The sequence below is a fragment of the Citrobacter sp. Awk 2 genome (genome assembly GCF_028069815.1).
In the GTDB taxonomy this organism is placed as follows: domain Bacteria; phylum Pseudomonadota; class Gammaproteobacteria; order Enterobacterales; family Enterobacteriaceae; genus Citrobacter.
Genome location: NZ_JANEWL010000020.1, coordinates 33611 through 55942 on the forward strand (window position 1 = coordinate 33611; position 22332 = coordinate 55942).

The window sequence follows — 22332 nt, forward strand, 5'->3', positions numbered from 1 at the left end:
TTGGAATGCAAAACACAGGCGTCTGTGCAACAATGTCTGGCTGAGGTTGTTTACTGGAATCAACTTCGCAACGTAGTAAAAGCGCTATTGGAAATGCTACAATCCCGCGCTTACACTTATTCAGTAACGTTTTTCAGGAGACACGATCATGGCCAGCAGAGGCGTAAACAAGGTGATTCTCGTCGGTAATCTGGGCCAGGACCCGGAAGTACGCTATATGCCGAATGGTGGCGCAGTTGCCAACATTACGCTGGCTACTTCCGAATCCTGGCGTGATAAAGCGACCGGCGAAATGAAAGAGCAGACTGAGTGGCACCGTGTTGTGCTGTTCGGCAAACTGGCGGAAGTCGCCAGCGAATATCTGCGTAAAGGTTCTCAGGTCTATATTGAAGGCCAACTGCGTACTCGCAAATGGACCGATCAATCCGGCGTAGAAAAATACACCACTGAAGTCGTTGTTAACGTTGGCGGCACCATGCAAATGCTGGGTGGTCGTCAGGGCGGCGGCGCACCGGCAGGTGGTGGTCAGCAGCAGGGTGGTTGGGGTCAGCCTCAGCAGCCACAAGGCGGCAACCAGTTCAGCGGTGGCGCACAGTCTCGCCCGCAGCAATCCGCTCCGGCAGCACCGTCTAACGAACCGCCGATGGATTTCGACGACGATATTCCGTTCTAATCCCTCTGCTTTATTTCGTTAATCAGGGTTGCCCCAGTGTCGGGGTAACCCCATTCCTTTCTGTTATCAGTTCAACACCATCGGCCAGTCTGGCGGAGTATGGCTCATCACGTCGAGCATCACGGATTCGATGTTATTCCAGATAGTGGATACATCTACCAGGGTGATACCGAGTAATCCGGTTGCAAACCAGCAGGCAAAAACAAGCCCTAAACCGCTACTGATAACGGCCAGTCCAACATAATCTGATTTACGAAAACGAATATTGAGCGTACTGGCTAAAAACATCAGTACTGCGCTGAGCAGTTGCCACCGCAGAAGAACCACGCCAGTTGTTATTGTTGCCATGAAAAACGTCCTCAGAAAGTCTTGATGCCCAGGACAGCGCGGGGTTGTTCACAGAGGGTGTGGTACTCTGGCTATCGACGGGCAATAACATGAATGAAACAATGTTTCTGTTACATTAATTATGTGAACTATATCACAACCGCTCGTTTGTTCACCAGTATCTGACGTTATTTTTGCCTGTCATTACCCATTGTAGTTGTGTGGTTATTTGGGTTCATAAACGAATAATAAATTATGCGTTATGTAAGATGCATTCGTGTTGCTTGTTTTCTTTATCCGAAATTAATCGTTAAAAAAGTTAATGTGTTTTATACGTGCCGTCAGTATAACGCGTGTAAAACATTACTCCTTCTTGATAATGATGTTGCAAAATAAGCGTAACTTTAAGTTTGCCTTACGGGAAAATAATATCATCATCCACTATTATCAGACTTTTACATAGAGACGTCTGTTGATAATGTTGATAGATTCATGCAACTTAACCAGCTGGTGTTTATAGCATCCTGCCTTGATGGGTACTGGCATATACGAAACAGGGAAATAGGGCTGACATGAATCTCAGTGCGCAAAGCAAGATGCTGAAGCTCCTCGGCACGCTCACGGTGGTATTGCTCCCCGTGGTGCTGGCGCTATGGTTTGCTCATATCCGGGCGATGTCCGAAACCCGCACTCAACTCCGCTCTTTTGCTCAACTGGTGTTAAATAAAACGGAACTAGTGATCCAGCAAGCCGATTTAGCGCGTGATATGGCTCAACTGTATCAGGGCAAGATGTGTACCCCTGCACATCAGAAAAGTATGCTGAATATTATTCGCGGGCGTTTATATATCAGCGAGCTAATTTATGCACAGGCTGATCATTTTTTGTGCTCTACGTCGATGGCGCCGTCAGTTCCCTATATTATGCCAACCGCTGACTATAAACGTACGCCGGACGTTTCGATCTATTACTATCGCGATACGCCTTTTTTCTCTGGCTACAACATGACGTATATGCAAAGAGGAAACTACGTCGTAGTCATTAACCCATTATCTTACAGCGAAGTCATGTCAGATGACCCTGGCCTATTGTGGGGCGTCTATGACACGATAACGGATACTTTCTTCTCCGCCAGCAATCAGGCGCATGTTAAGCAATTTCTGCCACTGGTGCGCGGTAAAGCCTCTACCTTCCAACTTGACGATCGGTTCTATACCATCGTTCGTTCTGAGAAGCGCCCGATCGCGATTATTGTTTCGACTACCAGCGATCGCGTCCATCAAAATTTCTATCACGAAGCCGCACTAACGGTCCCCTTTGGAGTGATCTGCAGCATTCTGATGCTGTTGATGTGGTGGCGCACGCGCCAGCAGTACCATTCCCCTCGTCGTTTGCTAAGACGTGCACTGGAAAAGCGCCAGCTACGCCTGCATTACCAGCCGATCATCGATATCAAGAATGGTCAATGTGTGGGGGCCGAGGCGCTGATGCGTTGGCCAGGTTGCAAAGGTGAGGTCATGAGCCCGACGGAATTTATTCCGCTGGCTGAAAAAGAAGGCATGATTGAAAGGATCACGGATTACGTGGTCGAAGAAGTGTTCAATGATTTAGGGTATTTTCTTTCTGCGCATCCCCAGATTTATATCTCAATTAACCTCTCAGCTTCTGATTTCCATTCATCCCGACTGATTGCCCTGATCGCTGAGAAAGCGCGTGATTACTCAGTGGCTGCTCAGCAAATTAAAGTCGAAGTGACGGAACGTGGATTTATTGATGTGCAGAAAATGACCCCGGTAATCCAGGCATTCCGTCAGGCAGGTTATGAAGTGGCATTTGATGATTTTGGGACGGGATATTCCAATCTGCACAACCTGGCGGCACTGAACGTGGATATCCTGAAGATTGATAAATCTTTTATTAGTACGCTGGCGACCAACAGTACCAGCCACCTGATTGCCGAACATATCATCGAGATGGCGCAAAGCTTACATCTGAAGACAATTGCTGAAGGGGTGGAAACGGCAGATCAAATTGAATGGCTGCTTGAACGTGGCGTTCAGTATTGTCAGGGGTGGTACTTTGCGAAAGCGTTACCGCCGCAGGAGTTTATGCACTGGCTACAGCGCTCGCCCGCCATACTGACGCAGAGCGGGCAATAATCTTACAGGCGATGACGGTAGTCGCTGGGAGTGCGATCAAACTCGCGACGGAACACCCGTGAGAACGTTTGTTGCGACACATAGCCGAGATCCATTGCGATATCGAAAATAGGTCGTTCGGTCGTCCGTAGTTCCACGGCGGCTAACAAAAGTCGGCGCTGGCGGATATAGTCACCCAACGTCTGACGCATCACCGTGCGGAACATCCTCTGTAAATACCACTTCGAGTAACCTGATTTTTTCGCCACCGCCTCAATGTTCAGCGGTTGATCGATATGTTCATCAATCCATTCAATAAGGGTCTGAATTATCTGCTGATGGGACATAGGGCTGCCTCTTTCTCAGTATTCGATTCGTCGTTTTGTCTGTGGGCGAGTATAATTCCTCAAGTTAACTTGAGGTAAAGCGATTTATGGAAAAGAAATTACCCCGGATAAAAGCGCTGCTCACGCCAGGTGAAGTCGCAAAACGTAGCGGTGTAGCGGTATCAACTTTGCACTTCTATGAAAGCAAAGGGTTAATCAGCAGTATGCGCAACAGTGGCAATCAGCGTCGATACAAACGTGATGTGTTGCGTTATGTTGCGATTATCAAGATTGCTCAACGCATCGGGATCCCACTGGCAACTATTGGTGATGCGTTAGGGGTATTACCTGAAGGGCATTCACTCAGTGCCAAAGAGTGGAAGCAGCTCTCGTCGCAATGGCGTGAAGAACTGGACCGACGTATTCATACTCTGGTGGCATTACGCGATGAGCTGGATGGTTGTATTGGTTGCGGTTGTTTATCGCGCAGCGATTGCCCGTTGCGTAACCCAGGCGACCAGCTTGGCGAGCAGGGAACCGGGGCGCGCCTGCTGGAAGATGATTGATGGGTTTGAAATATGTGACGGGTATAAAACTAAAGCGCCACAGAGGGCGCTTTAGTTTGGTTCCGGTCTTTGTCTTTCACTCTATCCCGCTGGTTCACGGGAGGGTTTCCCCCGACATCAACACCCCTCAGTCGAGCACATTAGGGGAGGTTCCGGCTTGTGTTGATAAGGTAAGTGTATGCCACCCCCGTCTATTTACCAGTCAATTGGTGATTTTTTAGCCGAAAAATTTTCCGCATCTTCATCCATTTTTTTGCGCGAGTGAACGTGAAAGGTAACTGTCGAGGTTGTAATAACTGCGCGAAATTTGTTGCCAGATTGCGCATTGACGATAACGTTTGCGCATCGACTGGCTATTTCTTGTGCGTTATAAGAAGAAATGAGTAAAAAGCGGCAAAGTTCAGTTGAAAACCGGCACATGATCGCTAGATAATCGTTTGCTTTTTTTTACCACCCGTTTTTTATGCGCGGAGCTAAACGTTTGCTTTTTTGCGACACCCCTACTGACGCAAACCTGGCACAGGGAGAAAACGTTAAGCAGGCAGTGGATTGTCCAGCACGCATAATGACGAAAAATAAACTCTCAGGGGATGTTTTCTATGTCTACGCCTTCAGCGCGTACCGGCGGTTCACTCGACGCCTGGTTTAAAATTTCGCACCGTGGCAGTACCGTTCGACAGGAAGTCGTTGCCGGATTAACGACGTTTCTGGCGATGGTCTACTCTGTTATCGTGGTTCCTGGCATGCTGGGTAAAGCCGGTTTCCCGCCAGCCGCTGTATTTGTGGCAACCTGCCTGGTAGCCGGTGTCGGCTCTATTGTGATGGGCCTGTGGGCAAACCTGCCGCTGGCGATTGGTTGCGCCATTTCGTTAACGGCGTTTACCGCATTCAGTCTGGTGCTGGGGCAGCATATTAGCGTGCCTGTTGCGCTGGGCGCGGTGTTCCTGATGGGTGTTCTGTTTACCATCATTTCCGCGACAGGTATTCGTAGCTGGATCCTGCGCAATCTGCCACAGGGCGTTGCGCATGGTACCGGTATTGGTATCGGCCTGTTCCTGCTGCTGATTGCGGCAAACGGTGTTGGTCTGGTCATTAAGAACCCGCTGGACGGCCTGCCGGTTGCGCTGGGTGACTTCGACACCTTCCCGGTCATTATGTCGCTGATTGGTCTGGCGGTGATTATTGGCCTCGAAAAACTGAAAGTACCGGGTGGCATACTGTTGACCATTATTGGTATTTCCGTTGTTGGTCTGATTTTCGATCCCGCGGTGCATTTTTCCGGTATTTTCGCCATGCCTTCTTTGAGTGATGCTGAAGGTAACTCTCTGATTGGCAGCCTGGACATTATGGGAGCGCTGAACCCTGTCGTCCTGCCGAGCGTGCTGGCGCTGGTTATGACTGCGGTCTTTGATGCGACCGGAACCATCCGCGCGGTTGCGGGTCAGGCGAATCTGCTGGATAAAGACGGTCAGATTATCGATGGTGGCAAAGCGTTAACGACGGACTCCCTGAGCAGCGTGTTCTCTGGTCTGGTAGGGGCAGCTCCGGCGGCGGTTTACATTGAATCTGCAGCGGGTACCGCGGCAGGTGGTAAAACCGGTCTGACGGCGATCACCGTAGGTGTTCTGTTCCTGCTGATCCTGTTCCTTTCTCCGCTCTCTTACCTTGTTCCTGCTTACGCAACGGCGCCGGCCCTGATGTATGTTGGTCTGCTGATGCTGAGCAACGTGGCGAAAATCGACTTTACCGACTTCGTCGATGCGATGGCGGGACTGATTACCGCCGTCTTTATCGTGCTGACCTGTAATATCGTTACCGGTATTATGATCGGTTTTGCCACTCTGGTTATTGGCCGTATTGTTTCCGGCGAATGGCGCAAACTGAATATCGGAACGGTGGTGATTGCCGTGGCGCTGGTTGCATTCTATGCGGGCGGTTGGGCTATTTAATCCCGATACGCTCTTGATCCTGAAAACGGGTGGCTTTTGCCGCCCGTTTTTATTTTCAGAACACACTCGTTGTCTTTTGCGTTACTCTCGAGTAGATAGAATTGAGGCACGACGCCTCTCATCACTAATCATAAGAAACATCGCAAACAGGGAACGCATGGAAATCTTTTTTACCATACTCATCATGACCCTTGTGGTCTCGTTGTCGGGGGTATTTACTCGCGTATTACCCTTCCAACTCCCTTTACCCCTTATGCAGATCGCCATTGGCGCGTTGCTGGCGTGGCCGACGTTTGGTTTGCATGTGGAATTTGACCCTGAACTGTTTTTGGTTCTGTTCATCCCGCCGTTGCTGTTTGCCGATGGCTGGAAAACGCCAACGCGAGAGTTTCTGGAGCATGGACGAGAGATCTTCGGTCTGGCACTGGCGCTCGTATTGGTTACGGTGGTCGGCATTGGTTTTATGATTTATTGGCTGGTCCCGGGGATTCCGCTGATCCCCGCTTTTGCGCTGGCCGCAGTGCTGTCGCCAACCGATGCCGTTGCCCTTTCTGGCATTGTAGGCGAGGGGCGTATACCGAAGAAAATCATGGGCATCCTGCAGGGCGAAGCGTTGATGAACGATGCGTCTGGCCTGGTATCGCTGAAATTTGCTGTGGCCGTGGCAATGGGGACGATGGTGTTTACCGTCGGCGGAGCGACGGTTGAGTTCTTCAAGGTAGCGATTGGCGGCATCCTGGCTGGTTTTGTCGTCAGCTGGTTGTATGGACGCTCTCTGCGCTTTCTTAGCCGCTGGGGTGGTGATGAGCCAGCAACGCAAATCGTTCTGCTGTTCCTGCTGCCGTTTGCTTCTTATCTGATTGCCGAACACATCGGTGTTTCCGGGATCCTCGCGGCGGTCGCAGCCGGGATGACGATAACCCGTTCAGGCGTAATGCGTCGTGCGCCATTGGCGATGCGTTTACGTGCTAACAGCACCTGGGCAATGCTGGAGTTCGTCTTTAACGGCATGGTCTTCCTGCTGTTAGGGCTGCAATTACCGGGGATTCTGGAGTCTTCGCTGGTGGCGGCAGAAGCCGATCCGAACGTTGAAACCTGGATGCTGTTTACCGATATCGTGCTGATTTACGTGGCGCTGATGCTGGTGCGTTTTGGCTGGCTGTGGACGATGAAAAAATTCAGTCTGCGCTTCCTGAAGAAAAAGCCCATGGAGTTTGGCTCCTGGACAACGCGTGAAATCCTGATCGCCTCCTTTGCGGGTGTTCGCGGGGCGATTACGCTTGCCGGTGTGCTCTCCATCCCGCTGCTGTTGCCGGATGGTAGCGGCTTCCCGGCGCGCTACGAGTTAGTATTCCTTGCCGCGGGCGTGATCCTGTTCTCGCTGTTTGTCGGTGTGGTGATGCTACCGATTCTGCTGCAACACCTGGAAGTGGCAGATCACTCACAGCAACTGAAAGAAGAACGGATAGCCCGCGCTGCGACGGCGGAAGTCGCGATTGTTGCTATCCAGAAAATGGAAGAGCGTCTGGCGGCGGACAGCGAAGAGAATATTGATAATCAACTGCTGACCGAAGTGAGTTCTCGTGTAATCGGTAACCTGCGTCGTCGCGTCGATGGACGTAACGATGTGGAAAGCTCATTACAAGAAGAGAATCTCGAGCGACGTTTCCGCCTGGCGGCATTGCGTTCGGAACGAGCAGAACTGTATCACCTGCGCGCCACGCGCGAAATCAGCAACGAAACGCTGCAAAAACTGCTGCACGACCTGGATTTGCTGGAAGCGTTGTTGATTGAGAATCAATAAACGGTAGTGCCTGATGCGCTACGCTTATCAGGCCTACAAGACCGGCAATAGCGATGTAGGCCGGATAAGGCGTTAAGCCGCATCCGGCGAAAGGTGTGCCTGATGCGCTACGCTTATCAGGCCTACAAAACCGGCAATAGCGATGTAGGCCGGATAAGGCGTTAGCCGCACCCGGCGAAAGGTGTGCCTGATGCGCTACGCTTATCAGGCCTACAAGACCGGCAATAGCGATATAGGCCGGATAAGGCGTTAAGCCGCATCCGGCGAAAGGTGTGCCTGATGCGCTACGCTTATCAGGCCTACAAGACCGGCAATAGCGATGTAGGCCGGATAAGGCGGTAGCCGCACCCGGCGAAAGGTGTGCCTGATGCGCTACGCTTATCAGGCCTACAAGACCGGCAATAGCGATGTAGGCCGGATAAGGCGTTAAGCCGCATCCGGCGAAAGGTGTGCCTGATGCGCTACGCTTATCAGGCCTACAAGACCGGCAATAGCGATGTAGGCCGGATAAGGCGTTAGCCGCATCCGGCGAAGAATGTACCTGATGGTGCACAGCCTTCAGGTCTGCAAAAAATTATTCATCGTGTAATTTGCGAGCGGCTTTCCTGAACCAATCCATCTTTCTTGTCGATTCCCTCTTTTCTCCATACGGTTGAGAAAAGGGGGAAACATGTCTAACTATCGGCGCCATTACATCAGCGGTGGAACATGGTTTTTTACGGTGAATTTACAGGACCGTAGAAGCCATCTTTTGACATCCAACATTAACCAGCTTCGCTGTGCTATTTCGGCGGTAAAGAAGGTTATGCCTTTTCAAATCAATGCGTGGGTGGTTTTACCTGAGCATATGCATTGCATATGGACGTTACCTGATAGCGACGCTGATTTTTCCTCTCGTTGGCGGGAAATTAAAAAGCATTTCACCCGATCGTTATCCGCCAGGCATATCTGGCAACCCCGCTTTTGGGAACATACCATTCGTGATGAGCGCGATTATTGCCAGCATGTGGATTACATTTATATCAATCCTGTGAAACACGGTTGGGTGCAGCAGGTGAAGTCATGGCCTTTTTCAACGTTTCATCGTGATGTTAAATCGGGGTTGTATCCGGAAAACTGGGCGGGGGAAATGATGGACCTCCGTACGGGGGAATGAGCCTGATGACGCTACGCTTATCAGGCCTACAAGACCGGCAATAGCGATGTAGGCCGGATAAGGCGTTTACGCCGCATCCGGCACTTACGATTCTTGCGTTAGCCAAAACCCTTCGCAGCATGTCAGCCACGCCTGAGCGCTGTGCGAGAGATACACACCTTCACGCCAAATCATGCCGAGTTGCCAGCGTAAATCGCTCTCCAGCGGAATCCAGCGCAGCGTCTGTTTGTCCAGCCGTTGGCAAATTGGCTCCGGTAAAATGGCGATACCGACCCCGGCTTGCACCATGGCCGCCAGAAAATCCCACTGCCCGCTACGTACCGCGATGCGGGGTTTTACATCGTGCTGGTTAAACAGTTCCAGTAACTGACGGCTCAGGGCGAAATCTTCGTTGTAGATAAGCAGTGGGTGTTCCGCCAGCGCCTCGGGGGAAATGGATTCGCAGGTTGTCCACTGGCCCGAGCGCGGGACCAGCACGCAGAGCGGATGACTGAAAAGCGGCAAGGTTGCCAGTCCACTCTCTTCTTCGACCGGAAGTGCCGTCATGGCGACATCCAAATCACCGTTCATTACTGCCTGCTGGACGGTTAAGCCGCCAAACTCTGATACTTTAAGTTCAACGCCGGGATAACGCTGGCGAAACAGGCTGATGGGACCTGCCATCAACATACCGACCATTGGCGGGATACCAAGGCGTAATAGCCCTTTGTTCAGGTGGTTAATGTCGCTAAGTTCGGCTTCAAGCTGGCGAAACTCGGCCAAAATCGCCAGACCGCGCTCAAAAACAACCTGTCCGGTATCGGTCAGCAACAGCCGTCGTCCGTCGCGGATTAACAGCGTGCAGTTCAGCTCGTCTTCAAGGTTCTTCAACATTTTGCTGATGGTGGGTTGGGTGACAAAAAGCTTCTCCGCTGCGCGGGTAAAGCTCTGCTGACGCACCACCTCAACAAAATATCGCAGTGTTCTGATATCCATGATTATTCCTTAAGACTATGCCTGCAATGAGTTTAATTCATTTCAGTCCTGGACGGGTGCTCTCTATACTGGCGCTCTCTATTTTTTAAGGACATACCCTCATGGCTGTGGCGATAAGCCGCGTGACGCCTGCTGTCATTCACCGACTTCAGATACCTGTCCAGGTGCTGTTGTACGCAGGTTTATTTGTATTTGCTCAATATCTTGTCTCCTGGCTGCATTTACCGCTTCCCGCCAATCTGGTGGGGATGGTGCTGATGTTGGCGCTGATTGTCTGTCGGATCATCCCGCTGAGTTGGATACGCGCCGGTGCCCGCTGGTTACTGGCTGAAATGCTACTATTTTTTGTTCCAGCGGTGGTTGCCGTCGTCAACTATACGCAGCTGCTGTTGGTCGATGGCTGGCGTATTTTTGCTGTCATTGCGATAAGCACGCTGATGGTTCTCGGCGCAACCGCGTGGGTTGTGGATAAAGTGTACCGCTATGAAATGAGCAGGTTAAACCGTGAGTAACTTCCAGCTAAGCGTGCTGTGTCTGGTGATTACGCTGGGTATCTATTTTGCCAACAAGCGTCTGTATCGCCGTTTTCGCAAATTGCCGCTGATGCCGCTGGTTCTCACGCCAGCGTTACTGGTGCTGATGCTGGTCTTCGGCCATATCTCCTGGCAAAACTATATTGGCGAATCACACTGGCTGCTGTGGCTATTAGGTCCCGCGACCATAGCCTTCGCTGTTCCGGTTTACGATAACCTCGCGGTGATTAAGCGTCACTGGATGTCGTTGACGGCGGGGGTAATCACGGCGACGCTGGTGGCTGTCACCAGTTCCGTGTGGCTGGCGCGTCTGTTTATGCTGCCTGATGAGATCCAACGTAGCCTGGCGGTACGTTCCGTCACTACGCCTTTTGCGCTGGCAGCGGCAGAACCCTTGGGTGGGCAGCCAGATCTGGTGGCGTTGTTTGTGGTGGTGACCGGTGTATTCGGTATGGCGGTCGGCGATGTGTTGTTTTTACGACTCTCTATCCGCGAAGGTATGGCCAAAGGGGCAGGGTTTGGCGCAGCATCGCACGGTGCAGGTACGGCTCGCTCTTATGAGCTTGGTCAACAGGAAGGCGTAGTGGCAAGTCTGGTGATGATGCTGTCCGGTGTGGTGATGGTGCTGGTTGCACCGCTGGTTGCGAGGGTGATGTTCTGAGATTCGGTGATATCCTCCGGCCCGAAAGCCGGAGGATAAGTGAGATTAATGCGCGCGACCTTGCTCCACGCCGTACCCGGTTTGGGAACGGATGAACTGCGCACGGAACTGCTCACGCTCACGGTTACCTTCTTCTGAGTTATCCGTGGCAGAGAAGAACCAGATCCCGAGGAATGCAACGCTTATCGAGAACAGCGCCGGATATTCATACGGGAAAATGGCTTTTTCGTGACCGAGGATTTGTACCCAAATTGTTGGACCAAGTACCATCAGCACAACGGCAGTCAGCAGACCTAACCAGCCGCCCATCATGGCACCACGCGTGGTCAGTCTTGACCAGTACATGGAGAGCAGAATGATGGGGAAGTTACAGCTTGCCGCGATGGCAAATGCCAGACCTACCATGAAGGCGATATTCTGATTTTCGAACAGCACGCCGAGCACGATGGCAATGACACCCAATACCAGTACGGTAATTTTCGAGACGCGCAGTTCTTCACGTTCGGTCGCGCCTTTGCGGAACACGTTAGCGTACAGATCGTGCGACACCGCCGATGCGCCCGCGAGCGTCAGACCTGCAACCACCGCCAGGATAGTGGCAAATGCTACGGCGGAGATAAAGCCGAGGAACAGGTTACCGCCCACCGCGTTAGCCAGATGCACTGCCGCCATGTTGTTACCACCGATCAGCGCGCCTGCAGCATCTTTATACGCCGGATTTGCACCGACCAGCATGATGGCACCAAAGCCGATGATAAAGGTCAGGATGTAGAAATAACCCATAAAACCGGTCGCATAGAACACACTCTTACGCGCTTCGCGGGCATCGCTGACCGTGAAGAAGCGCATCAGAATATGCGGCAAGCCTGCCGTACCGAACATCAGACCGAGGCCTAACGACAGCGCGGATATCGGATCTTTAACCAACCCGCCTGGACTCATGATTGCGGAGCCTTTCGGGTGTACCGCCATTGCTTCAGTGAACAGATTGTTGAAGCTGAAGCCGACATGTTTCATGACCATGAAAGCCATAAAGCTGGCACCGAACAGCAGCAGTACCGCTTTGATGATTTGCACCCAGGTGGTCGCCAACATGCCGCCGAACAGCACGTACATCATCATCAGTACGCCAACCAGCACCACGGCAATGTGATAGTTCAGACCAAACAGCAGTTCAATCAGCTTGCCTGCGCCAACCATCTGCGCGATCAGATACAGCGCGACCACCACCAGCGATCCACATGCTGACAGAATACGGATGGGACCTTGCTTCAGGCGATAAGAGGCCACGTCGGCAAAGGTGTAGCGACCGAGGTTACGCAGACGTTCAGCAATCAGGAACAGAATGATCGGCCAGCCGACGAGGAAGCCGAGCGAGTAAATCAGCCCGTCATATCCTGAGGTAAAGACCAGTGCGGAAATCCCGAGGAACGAGGCCGCCGACATATAGTCGCCTGCAATTGCTAACCCGTTCTGGAAGCCGGTAATGTTGCCGCCTGCGGTGTAATAGTCATTACGCGAACGCACACGTTTAGACGCCCAGTAGGTAATACAGAGCGTAAAGATGACGAAAATCAGGAACATGATAATCGCCTGCCAGTTCGTTGGCTGGCGTTGGACTGCACCGCTAATAGCATCCGCCGCGTTCGCAGCGAAGGGCAGCGTGGCGGCAAGCGCCGTCAGGACTCTCTTCATGATGCTTTAACCTCGTGCAGAACCGCGTTGTTAAGACGGTCGAATTCACCGTTTGCCCGCCAGATGTAGATCCCGGTCAGGATAAAGGAAATAAGGATCACGCCGACGCCAATAGGGATACCTCGGGTAACGCTGGTTCCCGCATGCAGTGGGGTGCCCAGCCAGCCAGGTGCAAAAGCAATCAGTAAAATAAAGCTGATATAAACTGCCAGCATGATGATGGACAGAATAGTGGCAAACCGTTGCCGTTTTTCAACTAACTCCCTGAAACGCGCACTGTCTTCTATCCGCTGATAAATTTGGTCATTCATCACAGAGCTCTCCAGAGGTCCCCCTGCGTCTTTCGCGCTACAGGTTCGTTGGCCGCACTCGCCCACCCCAGTCACATAGTGAACTATGCTCCTGGGGATGTGCTCGCTTGCCGCCTTCCTGTAACACGAAATCCTTTGGGGGAGGTTTTTTTATATTTCCCCCCCGGTGAAGAGAGGGTAGGGTCAGATTTGTAGGCCGGATAAGACGCTTTCGCGTCGCCATCCGGCATTTTCAGGACTTTGTTATGATGGCATCGCGATGGCCTGCTTCTCTTCGAGCAGTTTCTCTACCACGCCAGGATCGGCAAGGGTTGAGGTATCGCCCAGATTGCTGGTATCGCCCGCCGCGATTTTACGCAGAATGCGGCGCATGATTTTGCCGGAGCGGGTTTTCGGCAGTGAGTCGGTCCAGTGCAGCACGTCTGGCGTTGCCAGCGGGCCAATTTCTTTTCGTACCCAGTTGCGAACCTCGGCGTACAACTCAGGTGACGGCTCTTCGCCGTGATTCAGCGTGACGTAGGCGTAAATGGCCTGGCCTTTAATACTATGTGGAATGCCGACCACGGCGGCCTCGGCAATCTTTGGATGCGACACCAGCGCCGACTCGATTTCTGCTGTACCCAGGCGGTGACCCGAGACGTTCAGCACGTCATCCACGCGTCCGGTTATCCAGTAATAACCATCTTCATCACGGCGTGCGCCGTCGCCGCTGAAGTACATATTCTTGAAGGTAGAGAAGTAGGTTTGCTCAAAGCGTTCGTGATCGCCAAACAGTGTTCTCGCCTGACCCGGCCAGGAGTCGGTGATCACCAGGTTGCCTTCGGTCGCCCCTTCCTGCGGATTGCCCTCGTTATCAACGATGGCCGGTTGTACGCCAAAGAATGGACGCGTTGCCGAGCCGGCTTTCAGCTCGGTTGCACCCGGCAGTGGGGTGATCATGAACCCCCCGGTTTCGGTCTGCCACCAGGTATCGACGACCGGGCATTTTTCGTTACCGATCTTCTTCCAGTACCACTCCCATGCTTCCGGGTTAATCGGCTCGCCAACGGAACCTAAAATGCGCAGTGATGAACGGTTAGTGCCTTCTATCGCCTTATCACCTTCTGCCATCAGGGCGCGGATAGCCGTTGGTGCAGTATAGAGGATGGTGACCTGGTGCTTGTCCACGACCTGTGACATACGCGCCGGGGTCGGCCAGTTAGGTACGCCTTCAAACATCAGCGTGGTGGCACCGCAGGCCAGTGGGCCGTACAGCAGGTAGCTGTGGCCGGTAACCCAACCCACATCAGCGGTACACCAGTAGATATCGTCCTGATGGTAATCAAACACATACTTAAAGGTCGTTGCCGCGTAAACCAGATATCCACCCGTGGTGTGCAGCACGCCTTTTGGCTTACCGGTTGAACCAGAGGTATACAGGATAAACAGCGGATCTTCCGCGTTCATCTCTGCCGGCTGATGTTCAGGGCTGGCTTTCTCGATAAGATCGGACCACCACAGATCGCGGCCTTCCTTCCAGTCCGTTTTTCCGCCGGTACGTTTGAGGACAATGACATGCTCAACCGTCTTCACATTCGGGTTTTTCAGCGCATCATCAACGTTCTTTTTCAGCGGGATACCGCGCCCGGCACGTACGCCTTCATCGGCGGTGATCACCAGACGTGAATTGGAATCGATAATACGTCCGGCAACGGCTTCTGGAGAGAAACCGCCAAAGATGACCGAATGTACCGCGCCAATACGGGCGCAGGCCAGCATGGCAACCGCGGCTTCCGGGACCATTGGCATATAAATAGCCACGACATCGCCTTTTTTAATCCCCAAATCCAGAAGGGTATTAGCAAAACGGCAGACATCGCGATGCAGTTCGCGATAGGTAATATTTTTACTCTGGGTAGCATCATCGCCTTCCCAGATAATGGCGGTGCGATCGCCGTTTTCCTGTAGGTGGCGATCAAGGCAGTTTGCTGCCAGATTCAGCGTGCCGTCTTCGTACCATTTAATGGATACGTTGCCAGGGGCAAAAGAGGTGTTCTTTACCTGGCTGTACGGTGTGATCCAATCAAGAATTTTTCCCTGCTCGCCCCAAAATGTGTCGGGATCGGTAATGGACTGTTGGTATTTCGCTTCGTACTGCTCCGGGTTGATCAGGCAACGGTCCGCAATATTTGCGGGAATAGCGTGTTTGTGTATTTGGCTCATGGCTTTTGTTCTCCTTGTAGGATGTTAATAATATGTCGCACAAACGTTAAATGTAGGGGCTTTGCAAGTTTTGTTTAGTATTTGGGCGACAGATCACGCAATAACCGAATTGTGCAAATTAGCGGCAAACTGAATTTTGAAGAGAACTAGCAAAAATTGATTAAACATCGCGATAACATGCGGTTATATAGAGAGTTTTGAAAAGGTGATCTGTGTCGGGTATAGACAAAAGAGTAGGGGGTTAGAGGGGGTGAATAACTCTAAAGTGGTATTTTACATACACTTACAATTGATTAAAAACAACATTTCTTGTGTGGTTTCTTGTTACAAATAGGGCGGAGCAATGTCATGACAGTATTGTGTGGTTGCTGTTATGGAAAACAATAAAAGAACCGCCATTGCAGATAATGGCGACATCTGGATGAGACCCCTATGGCAAGGACAAAATCACGCGTACGCCGTTTCTTCAGCCTGATATTACCGTTTTTATTTATTACTGCCGTTCACGCTGAGCAAACCTCTGTACCCGCAAAGACCGTCACCGTTGAAGCGAAGAATGAAACCTTCGCCCCTCAGCATCCCGATCAATACCTCTCCTGGAAAGCCACGTCTGAACAGTCAGCCCGTGAAGATGCGCTGGCAGAAGACCCTCGTCTGGTGATCCTGTGGGCGGGATATCCTTTCTCCCGCGATTACAACAAACCGCGTGGACACGCGTATGCGGTTACCGATGTGCGTGAAACGTTACGTACCGGTGCGCCAAAAACGGCTGAAGATGGTCCGTTGCCGATGGCCTGCTGGAGCTGTAAAAGCCCGGATGTGGCACGTCTGATCCAGAAAGACGGTGAAGATGGGTACTTCCACGGTAAATGGGCGCGTGGCGGCCCGGAAATTGTTAACAACCTCGGCTGCGCTGACTGCCATAACACGGCATCAGCAGATTTTGCGAAAGGGAAACCGGAACTGACGCTGTCGCGTCCTTATGCCGAGCGAGCGATGGAAACCATTGGCAAACCGTTTGAAAAAGCCAGCCGCTTTGATCAGCAATCCATGGTCTGCGGTCAGTGCCACGTGGAGTACTACTTCGACGGTAAGAACAAAGCCGTTAAGTTCCCATGGGATGACGGTATGAAAGTCGAGAACATGGAGAAATACTACGACAACATAGCTTTCTCTGACTGGACCAACTCTCTGTCTAAAACCCCAATGCTGAAAGCGCAGCACCCGGAGTATGAAACCTGGAGTGCGGGCATTCACGGTAAGAACAACGTGACCTGTATCGATTGTCACATGCCGAAAGTGCAGAACGCAGAAGGTAAAATCTACACCGACCATAAGATTGGTAACCCGTTCGACAACTTCCCACAGACTTGCGCCAACTGCCACACCCAGGACAAAGCGTCTCTGCAAAAAGTGGTTGCTGAGCGTAAGCAAGCGATTCATGACCTGAAAATCAAAGTTGAAGATCAACTGGTACATGCGCACTTCGAAGCGAAGGCTGCGTGGGATGCGGGTGCGACGGAAGCGGAAATGAAGCCGATTCTGGAAGACATTCGCCACGCACAATGGCGCTGGGATCTGTCGATTGCTTCTCACGGTATCCATATGCACGCACCGGAAGAAGGTCTGCGGATGCTGGGTAGCGCGATGGATAAAGCCGCTGATGCGCGTACCAAACTGGTCCGTCTGCTGGCGACCAAAGGCATCACGCATGAAATCCCTCTGCCGGATATCTCTACCAAAGAGAAAGCCCAGCAGGCGATTGGTCTGAACATGCAGCAAATCAACGCTGAGAAGCAGGACTTCATTAAAACGGTGATTCCGCAATGGGAAGATCAGGCGCGTAAAAACGGTCTGTTAAGCCAATAACCCCATTCCGCCTCGCAAGGGGCGGATAACTCAACGGAGTGAATATGAGCGTATTACGTTCGTTATTAACTGCTGGGGTGCTGGCGTCAGGTCTGTTCTGGAGCCTGAGCGGGATAACCGCCACGCCAACCCCGCAGGAGTCAGATCAACGCTGGACGGTCACCCAACAGCGTAATCCGGATGCGGCGTGCCTCGATTGTCACAAGCCGGATACCGAAGGCATGCATGGTAAACATGCAGAAGTCATCAACCCAAATAATAAACTGCCGGTTACCTGCACCAACTGTCACGGCCAGCCATCGCCAAACCACCGTGAAGGGGTGAAGGATGTGATGCGCTTTAACGAGCCGATGTACAACGTGGAGCAGCAGAACAGCGTCTGTATGTCCTGTCACCTGCCTGAGCAGTTGCAAAAAGCGTTCTGGCCGCACGATGTTCACGTGACGAAAGTAGCGTGCGCCAGCTGTCACTCACTGCATCCGAAGCAAGACACGATGCAGACGCTAAGCGATAAAGGACGGATCAAGATTTGCGTCGATTGCCACAGCGATCAGCGTAACAATCCAAACTTTAACCCGGCGTCTATTCCCTTGCTTAAGGAGCATCCATGAGTTGCTCTCGTCGCCAGTTTATCACCGGCGTCAGCGCGCTAGTGGCTGTTAGCGGGACGGCGGGACGCGTCGTAGCGAAGACGTTAAACATTAATGGCGTGCGTTACGGCATGGTACATGATGAGTCATTATGCATCGGCTGTACCGCGTGCATGGATGCCTGTCGGGAAGTTAACAGCGTACCGGAAGGCGTCTCGCGTCTGACGATCATTCGCAGTGAACCGCTGGGGACGTTTCCCGATGTGAAGTATCGATTCTTCCGTCACTCGTGCCAGCACTGCGATCACGCGCCCTGCGTTGACGTCTGCCCGACGGGGGCATCGTACCGCGATGCCGCCAGCGGCATTGTGGATGTGAACCCGGATCTGTGCGTCGGTTGCCAGTATTGCATCGCCGCCTGTCCTTATCGCGTGCGCTTTATTCATCCGGTCAGCAAGACGGCGGATAAATGCGATTTTTGCCGCAAAACCAACCTGAAAGCGGGCAAGCAGCCCGCCTGCGTGGAGTCATGTCCGACGAAAGCGCTGACGTTTGGTAATCTGGACGACCCCAACAGCGAAATCTCGCGGTTGTTGCACCAGAAAAATACCTACCGTTACAAGCTGGCGCTGGGCACGAAACCGAAGGTCTACCGCGTTCCCTTTAAATATGGGGAGGTGAGCCAATGACACCCGCTTCTGCATTTCATTTTGAATCACTGGTGTGGGACTGGCCCATTGCCATCTATTTGTTTCTGATAGGCATATCTGCCGGGCTGGTGACACTGTCGGTATTGTTACGACGGCTGCACCCGGAAGCGGGCGGTGCTGACAGCACGTTGCTGCGCACCACGCTGGTACTGGGACCGGGAGCCATTATTCTTGGACTGCTGATCCTGGTATTCCACCTGACGCGTCCATGGACTTTCTGGAAGCTGATGTTCCACTACAGCTTCACGTCAGTGATGTCGATGGGGGTCATGCTGTTTCAGTTGTACATGGTGGTGCTGGTGCTGTGGTTGGCAAAAATCTTTGAAAAAGAGGTGATTGCCTTACAACAGCGCTTCATTCCACGCCTGAGCATTGTGCCGAAACTGCTGGCGTTGATCGCACCGTTCCACCGGATGCTTGAAACGGTGATGCTGGTGCTGGCGGTACTGCTCGGGGCGTACACCGGGTTCTTGCTGTCGGCGTTGAAATCCTACCCGTTCCTGAATAACCCGATCCTGCCGGTACTGTTCCTGTTTTCTGGGATCTCCTCCGGTGCTGCAGTGGCGTTAATCGCCATGGCATTACGCCATCGTAGTAACCCACACAGCACTGAAGCGCACTTTGTCCACCGTATGGAAACGCCGGTGGTGTGGCTGGAAATCTTCCTGCTGGCGGCTTTCTTTGTCGGGCTGGCGCTGGGTGATGACGGCAAAATGCGCGCGCTGGCTGCTGCCTTGGGCGGTGGGTTCTGGACCTGGTGGTTCTGGCTGGGTGTGGCAGGGCTTGGACTGATCCTCCCGATGCTGTTGAAACCGTGGGCGAATCGTAGCTCAACGTTTCATGGCGTACTGGCGGTATGTGGTGCCAGCCTGACTGGTGTTTTACTGCTGCGTTTCTTTATTTTGTATGCAGGACAGCTAACCGTTGCGTAAGGTGATATCTGGACGTCTTCCTTCCTGAAGCCGGTTTTCTGGCTCTGTTGTTAAGTTTCGGGGTCAACGTGTTGACCCCGCTTGTCGCGCTGGTGGGGCTCCGCCGGCGCTGGCAGGGTGTGATGCAGTTGGCCTGCGTGGGGACGTGGACGCAATTTACGCTACAGCTGATCGCTTTTGCCATTCTGGTCTTCTGTTTTATGACCAGCGACTTCTCGGTTGTCTATGTTGCTCAGCATAGCTATAGCCTGCTGCCGTGGGGACTAAAACTGGCGGCGGTGTGGGGCGGTCATGAAGGATCGCTGCTGCTGTGGGTGCTGTTTCTTTCCGGCTGGAGCGCGCTGTTCGCTCTTCGCTATCGGCGTGATACCGACGCGCTTTTTCCGCTGACGCTCTGCGTCCTGTCAATGATGTTGGCCTTACTGCTGCTGTTTGTCGTGGTGTGGTCCGATCCGTTCGTGCGCATCTTCCCACCAGCCATTGAAGGACGCGATCTTAATCCGATGTTGCAGCATCTTGGGCTCATCCTCCACCCGCCCTTGCTCTATCTGGGTTACGGTGGATTGATGGTTGCGGCTGGGGTTGCGCTGGCTTCGCTGCTGCGTGGCGGCTTTAGCGCAGAAACTGCATGGGTCTGCTGGCGCTGGGCTTTACCCGGCTGGTGTGCGTTGACGCTGGGCATCATCCTCGGCTCCTGGTGGGCGTACTGCGAGCTGGGTTGGGGCGGCTGGTGGTTCTGGGACCCGGTGGAAAACGCCTCTTTATTACCCTGGCTTTCTGCCAGCGCATTGCTGCATAGTTTGTATGTCTCACGCCAGCGCGGGCTCTTCCGTCACTGGTCGCTGCTGCTGGCCATCGTCACACTGATTCTATCGCTGCTCGGGACGCTGATTGTGCGTTCCGGCATCCTGGTGTCTGTTCATGCTTTCGCGCTGGATAATGTCCGCGCCGCGCCGCTGTTTGCACTATTTTCCGTCTTAAGCCTGGCGTCGCTCGGGCTGTACGCCTGGCGGGCACAGGATGGTCGCCAGACGGCGCGTTTCGGCGGTTGGTCGCGCGAGATGTTAATTCTGGTCGCGTTACTGCTTTTTTGTGCGGTGCTACTGATTGTGCTGATCGGCACGCTCTATCCCATGATTTACGGTCTGTTTGGCTGGGGGCGACTCTCGGTTGGCGCGCCGTACTTTAACCGCGCCACGTTGCCGTTTGGGTTATTGATGCTGGCGGTCATCGTTATCGCAACCATCAGAAGCTGGAAAGGATCGCTACGAAGCCAGCTTCCGGCCCTGTTAGCGCACAGTGGGGTACTGGTTTTCGCGGCGGGGATCGTCTTTTCCAGCGGCAGTCGTCAGGAGATTAGCCTGAATCTGAGTCCGGGCCAGCAGGTTGAGCTGGCAGGTTATCTCTTCCGTTTTGAGCGCCTCAGTCTGGAAGCAAAAGGAAATTACACCAGTGAAAAAGCGCTGATTACGCTGTGGCAGGATGAGAAACGTATCGGCAGTCTTCAACCCGAACGGCGCTTCTATGCCGCGCGTCGCCAGCAAATGATGGAGCCGGGTATCCGCTGGAATCTGCTGCATGACTGGTATGCGGTAATGGGCGAAAAAACAGGGCAGGATCGTTATGCCATGCGCTTATACGTGCAAAGCGGCGTGCGCTGGATTTGGGGGGGAGGACTGCTGATGGTATTTGGTGCGCTGCTGAGCGGCTGGCGGGGAAGGAAACGCCATGAGTTATTGCCTGATGGCGCTGCGCTTATCAGGCCTACGAGTGAAAAGCCTGGTAGGCCGGATAAGGCGTTCACGCCGCCATCCGGCAAAACGATGTTACTTATGCTCTTACTGATTTTTCTACCTTTCATCACGCATGCTCAGGTTGTGGATACCTGGCGCTTTGCAAACCCGCAACAGCAGGAAAAGGCGCTGTTTATTGCCAGCCAACTGCGGTGTCCGCAGTGCCAAAACCAAAACTTACTGGAATCCAATGCGCCAGTGGCGGTCAGTATGCGTCATCAGGTTTACAGCATGGTTGAAGAGGGCAAAAACGAAGCAGAGATCACTGCCTGGATGACCGCGCGTTATGGTGATTTCGTTCGTTATAACCCCCCTCTGAATGAGCAAACACTGCTGCTATGGGCGCTACCGTGCGTGTTATTGCTGCTGATGGGCGCGGTGATTTGGCGGGTGAGATCGCGCCAGCGTACTGAGGAGGACGAGCGATGAGTCACTCCGAACGCGCCGTGGCACCGTTTCGTCCGATGCCGGTAAAACGGCTGGTTACCGCGGTTGTGATGATGGTTATTGCCTGCATCGGAGGTTATCTGTTAACGCCAAAATGGCAGGCTGTCCGTCAGGAGCAAGCACGACTGGCCGACCCATTGCACGCGTTCTCTGATGAAAATATTCAGGAAAAACAGCTGCTTTCTTTGCAGTCGCAGATTCGTGCCACGCCACAGGACGGTGTGTTATGGGCGCAACTGGGGGAATATTATCTTTGGCAAAATGCGTATCACAATGCACTGCTGGCCTATGAGCAGGCGCTGCGTTTTCGGGGTGAAAACGCCGAAATCTATTCGGCGTTGGCGACGGTATTGTATTACCAGGCCGGACAGCATATGACACCGCAAACGCGCGAAATGATAGATAAATCCCTGGCGCTGGACGGCAATGAAGTCACCGCGCTGATGCTGTTGGCTTCTGATGCGTTTATGCAGGCTGATTACGCACAGGCGATTTCAATGTGGCAAAAAGTAATGGATTTAAACTCGCCTAGGGTGAATCGTGCGCAGTTGATCGACTCCATTAATATGGCGAAGTTGTTGCAGAATCGGCAAAAATAAATTTGTTTTTTTTGTGATTTGTATCATTTTGCCTGTTTAAAAAACAGGCAGTTGAACAAGTGGACAAAAAAAACTC

Annotated in this window: 20 protein-coding genes; 14 read left to right on the forward strand and 6 right to left on the reverse strand. The window is 52.7% G+C overall.

Annotated features, from left to right (window positions below; genetic code table 11):
* Positions 1 to 148 precede the first annotated feature (148 nt).
* Entirely contained in the window at positions 149 to 673 is a 525-nt protein-coding gene (gene ssb1, locus NNO02_RS07870; RefSeq protein WP_003826621.1) for a single-stranded DNA-binding protein SSB1, read from the forward strand.
* 66 nt (positions 674 to 739) lie between these two features.
* Here the strand turns inward: ssb1 and NNO02_RS07875 are convergent, their stop codons facing one another.
* Positions 740 to 1021: a YjcB family protein gene (locus tag NNO02_RS07875; protein WP_048213921.1), complete on the reverse strand. Its 282-nt coding sequence runs from the start codon at positions 1019 to 1021 to the stop codon at positions 740 to 742.
* 551 nt (positions 1022 to 1572) lie between these two features.
* Between NNO02_RS07875 and NNO02_RS07880 the strand changes: the two genes are divergently transcribed.
* A complete protein-coding gene (locus tag NNO02_RS07880; protein WP_271440969.1) occupies positions 1573 to 3159 on the forward strand; it encodes an EAL domain-containing protein in 1587 nt (528 codons plus the stop codon).
* 2 nt (positions 3160 to 3161) lie between these two features.
* Here NNO02_RS07880 and soxS read toward each other — a convergent pair whose 3' ends face one another.
* Positions 3162 to 3485, reverse strand: coding sequence for a superoxide response transcriptional regulator SoxS (gene soxS, locus NNO02_RS07885; protein WP_005132611.1), 324 nt, complete (start codon positions 3483 to 3485; stop codon positions 3162 to 3164).
* An 86-nt stretch (positions 3486 to 3571) separates the two neighbouring features.
* Here soxS and soxR point away from each other — a divergent pair, with 86 nt between their 5' ends.
* From soxR to NNO02_RS07905, 4 genes are all read left to right on the forward strand, one after another.
* Entirely contained in the window at positions 3572 to 4030 is a 459-nt protein-coding gene (soxR, locus tag NNO02_RS07890) for a redox-sensitive transcriptional activator SoxR (protein WP_003826630.1), read from the forward strand.
* A gap of 599 nt (positions 4031 to 4629) precedes the next feature.
* Complete coding sequence (ghxP, locus tag NNO02_RS07895) at positions 4630 to 5979, forward strand: guanine/hypoxanthine transporter GhxP (RefSeq protein WP_137381172.1); 1350 nt, start codon at positions 4630 to 4632, stop codon at positions 5977 to 5979.
* 157 nt (positions 5980 to 6136) lie between these two features.
* Entirely contained in the window at positions 6137 to 7783 is a 1647-nt protein-coding gene (locus NNO02_RS07900) for a Na+/H+ antiporter (protein ID WP_040229801.1), read from the forward strand.
* A 670-nt stretch (positions 7784 to 8453) separates the two neighbouring features.
* Positions 8454 to 8939: an REP-associated tyrosine transposase gene (locus NNO02_RS07905; RefSeq protein ID WP_271454535.1), complete on the forward strand. Its 486-nt coding sequence runs from the start codon at positions 8454 to 8456 to the stop codon at positions 8937 to 8939.
* 84 nt (positions 8940 to 9023) lie between these two features.
* Here NNO02_RS07905 and NNO02_RS07910 read toward each other — a convergent pair whose 3' ends face one another.
* Complete coding sequence (locus NNO02_RS07910) at positions 9024 to 9914, reverse strand: LysR family transcriptional regulator (protein WP_271440967.1); 891 nt, start codon at positions 9912 to 9914, stop codon at positions 9024 to 9026.
* A 101-nt stretch (positions 9915 to 10015) separates the two neighbouring features.
* On the opposite strand from NNO02_RS07910, the gene NNO02_RS07915 reads away from it, so the two are divergent.
* Positions 10016 to 10426 carry a CidA/LrgA family protein gene (locus NNO02_RS07915; RefSeq protein ID WP_271440966.1) on the forward strand — a complete coding sequence of 137 codons (411 nt, stop codon included), beginning with the start codon at positions 10016 to 10018 and terminating at the stop codon, positions 10424 to 10426.
* On the forward strand, positions 10419 to 11108 hold the full coding sequence (locus tag NNO02_RS07920; RefSeq protein ID WP_137381170.1) for an LrgB family protein: 690 nt from the start codon (positions 10419 to 10421) through the stop codon (positions 11106 to 11108). The genes NNO02_RS07915 and NNO02_RS07920 overlap by 8 nt, the downstream gene beginning before the upstream one ends.
* A gap of 45 nt (positions 11109 to 11153) precedes the next feature.
* On the opposite strand, the gene actP is transcribed toward NNO02_RS07920, so the two are convergent.
* The 3 genes from actP to acs all read right to left on the reverse strand — a co-directional run bounded on the left by actP (position 11154) and on the right by acs (position 15316).
* Entirely contained in the window at positions 11154 to 12803 is a 1650-nt protein-coding gene (gene actP / locus NNO02_RS07925; protein WP_271449288.1) for a cation/acetate symporter ActP, read from the reverse strand.
* A complete protein-coding gene (locus tag NNO02_RS07930; protein WP_003031750.1) occupies positions 12800 to 13114 on the reverse strand; it encodes a DUF485 domain-containing protein in 315 nt (104 codons plus the stop codon). Before NNO02_RS07930 ends, actP begins: the two co-directional genes overlap by 4 nt.
* A 243-nt stretch (positions 13115 to 13357) precedes the next feature.
* The gene (gene acs / locus NNO02_RS07935; RefSeq protein WP_271454536.1) at positions 13358 to 15316 is read right to left on the reverse strand and encodes an acetate--CoA ligase; all 1959 of its coding nucleotides are present in this window, start codon (positions 15314 to 15316) and stop codon (positions 13358 to 13360) included.
* A 432-nt stretch (positions 15317 to 15748) separates the two neighbouring features.
* On the opposite strand from acs, the gene nrfA reads away from it, so the two are divergent.
* Genes nrfA through nrfG form a run of 6 tightly spaced genes read left to right on the forward strand, consistent with a single transcriptional unit; the run spans position 15749 to position 22256 of the window.
* Entirely contained in the window at positions 15749 to 17185 is a 1437-nt protein-coding gene (gene nrfA, locus NNO02_RS07940) for an ammonia-forming nitrite reductase cytochrome c552 subunit (protein ID WP_137381165.1), read from the forward strand.
* Between the two features lie 44 nt (positions 17186 to 17229).
* On the forward strand, positions 17230 to 17796 hold the full coding sequence (gene nrfB, locus NNO02_RS07945) for a cytochrome c nitrite reductase pentaheme subunit (protein ID WP_137381164.1): 567 nt from the start codon (positions 17230 to 17232) through the stop codon (positions 17794 to 17796).
* Positions 17793 to 18464: a cytochrome c nitrite reductase Fe-S protein gene (nrfC, locus tag NNO02_RS07950; RefSeq protein ID WP_271454537.1), complete on the forward strand. Its 672-nt coding sequence runs from the start codon at positions 17793 to 17795 to the stop codon at positions 18462 to 18464. Before nrfB ends, nrfC begins: the two co-directional genes overlap by 4 nt.
* Entirely contained in the window at positions 18461 to 19417 is a 957-nt protein-coding gene (gene nrfD / locus NNO02_RS07955; RefSeq protein ID WP_202037162.1) for a cytochrome c nitrite reductase subunit NrfD, read from the forward strand. The genes nrfC and nrfD overlap by 4 nt, the downstream gene beginning before the upstream one ends.
* 8 nt (positions 19418 to 19425) lie before the next feature.
* The gene (gene nrfF / locus NNO02_RS07960; RefSeq protein ID WP_271454538.1) at positions 19426 to 21639 is read left to right on the forward strand and encodes a heme lyase NrfEFG subunit NrfF; all 2214 of its coding nucleotides are present in this window, start codon (positions 19426 to 19428) and stop codon (positions 21637 to 21639) included.
* The gene (gene nrfG, locus NNO02_RS07965; RefSeq protein WP_271449286.1) at positions 21636 to 22256 is read left to right on the forward strand and encodes a heme lyase NrfEFG subunit NrfG; all 621 of its coding nucleotides are present in this window, start codon (positions 21636 to 21638) and stop codon (positions 22254 to 22256) included. The genes nrfF and nrfG overlap by 4 nt, the downstream gene beginning before the upstream one ends.
* Positions 22257 to 22332: the final 76 nt, after the last annotated feature.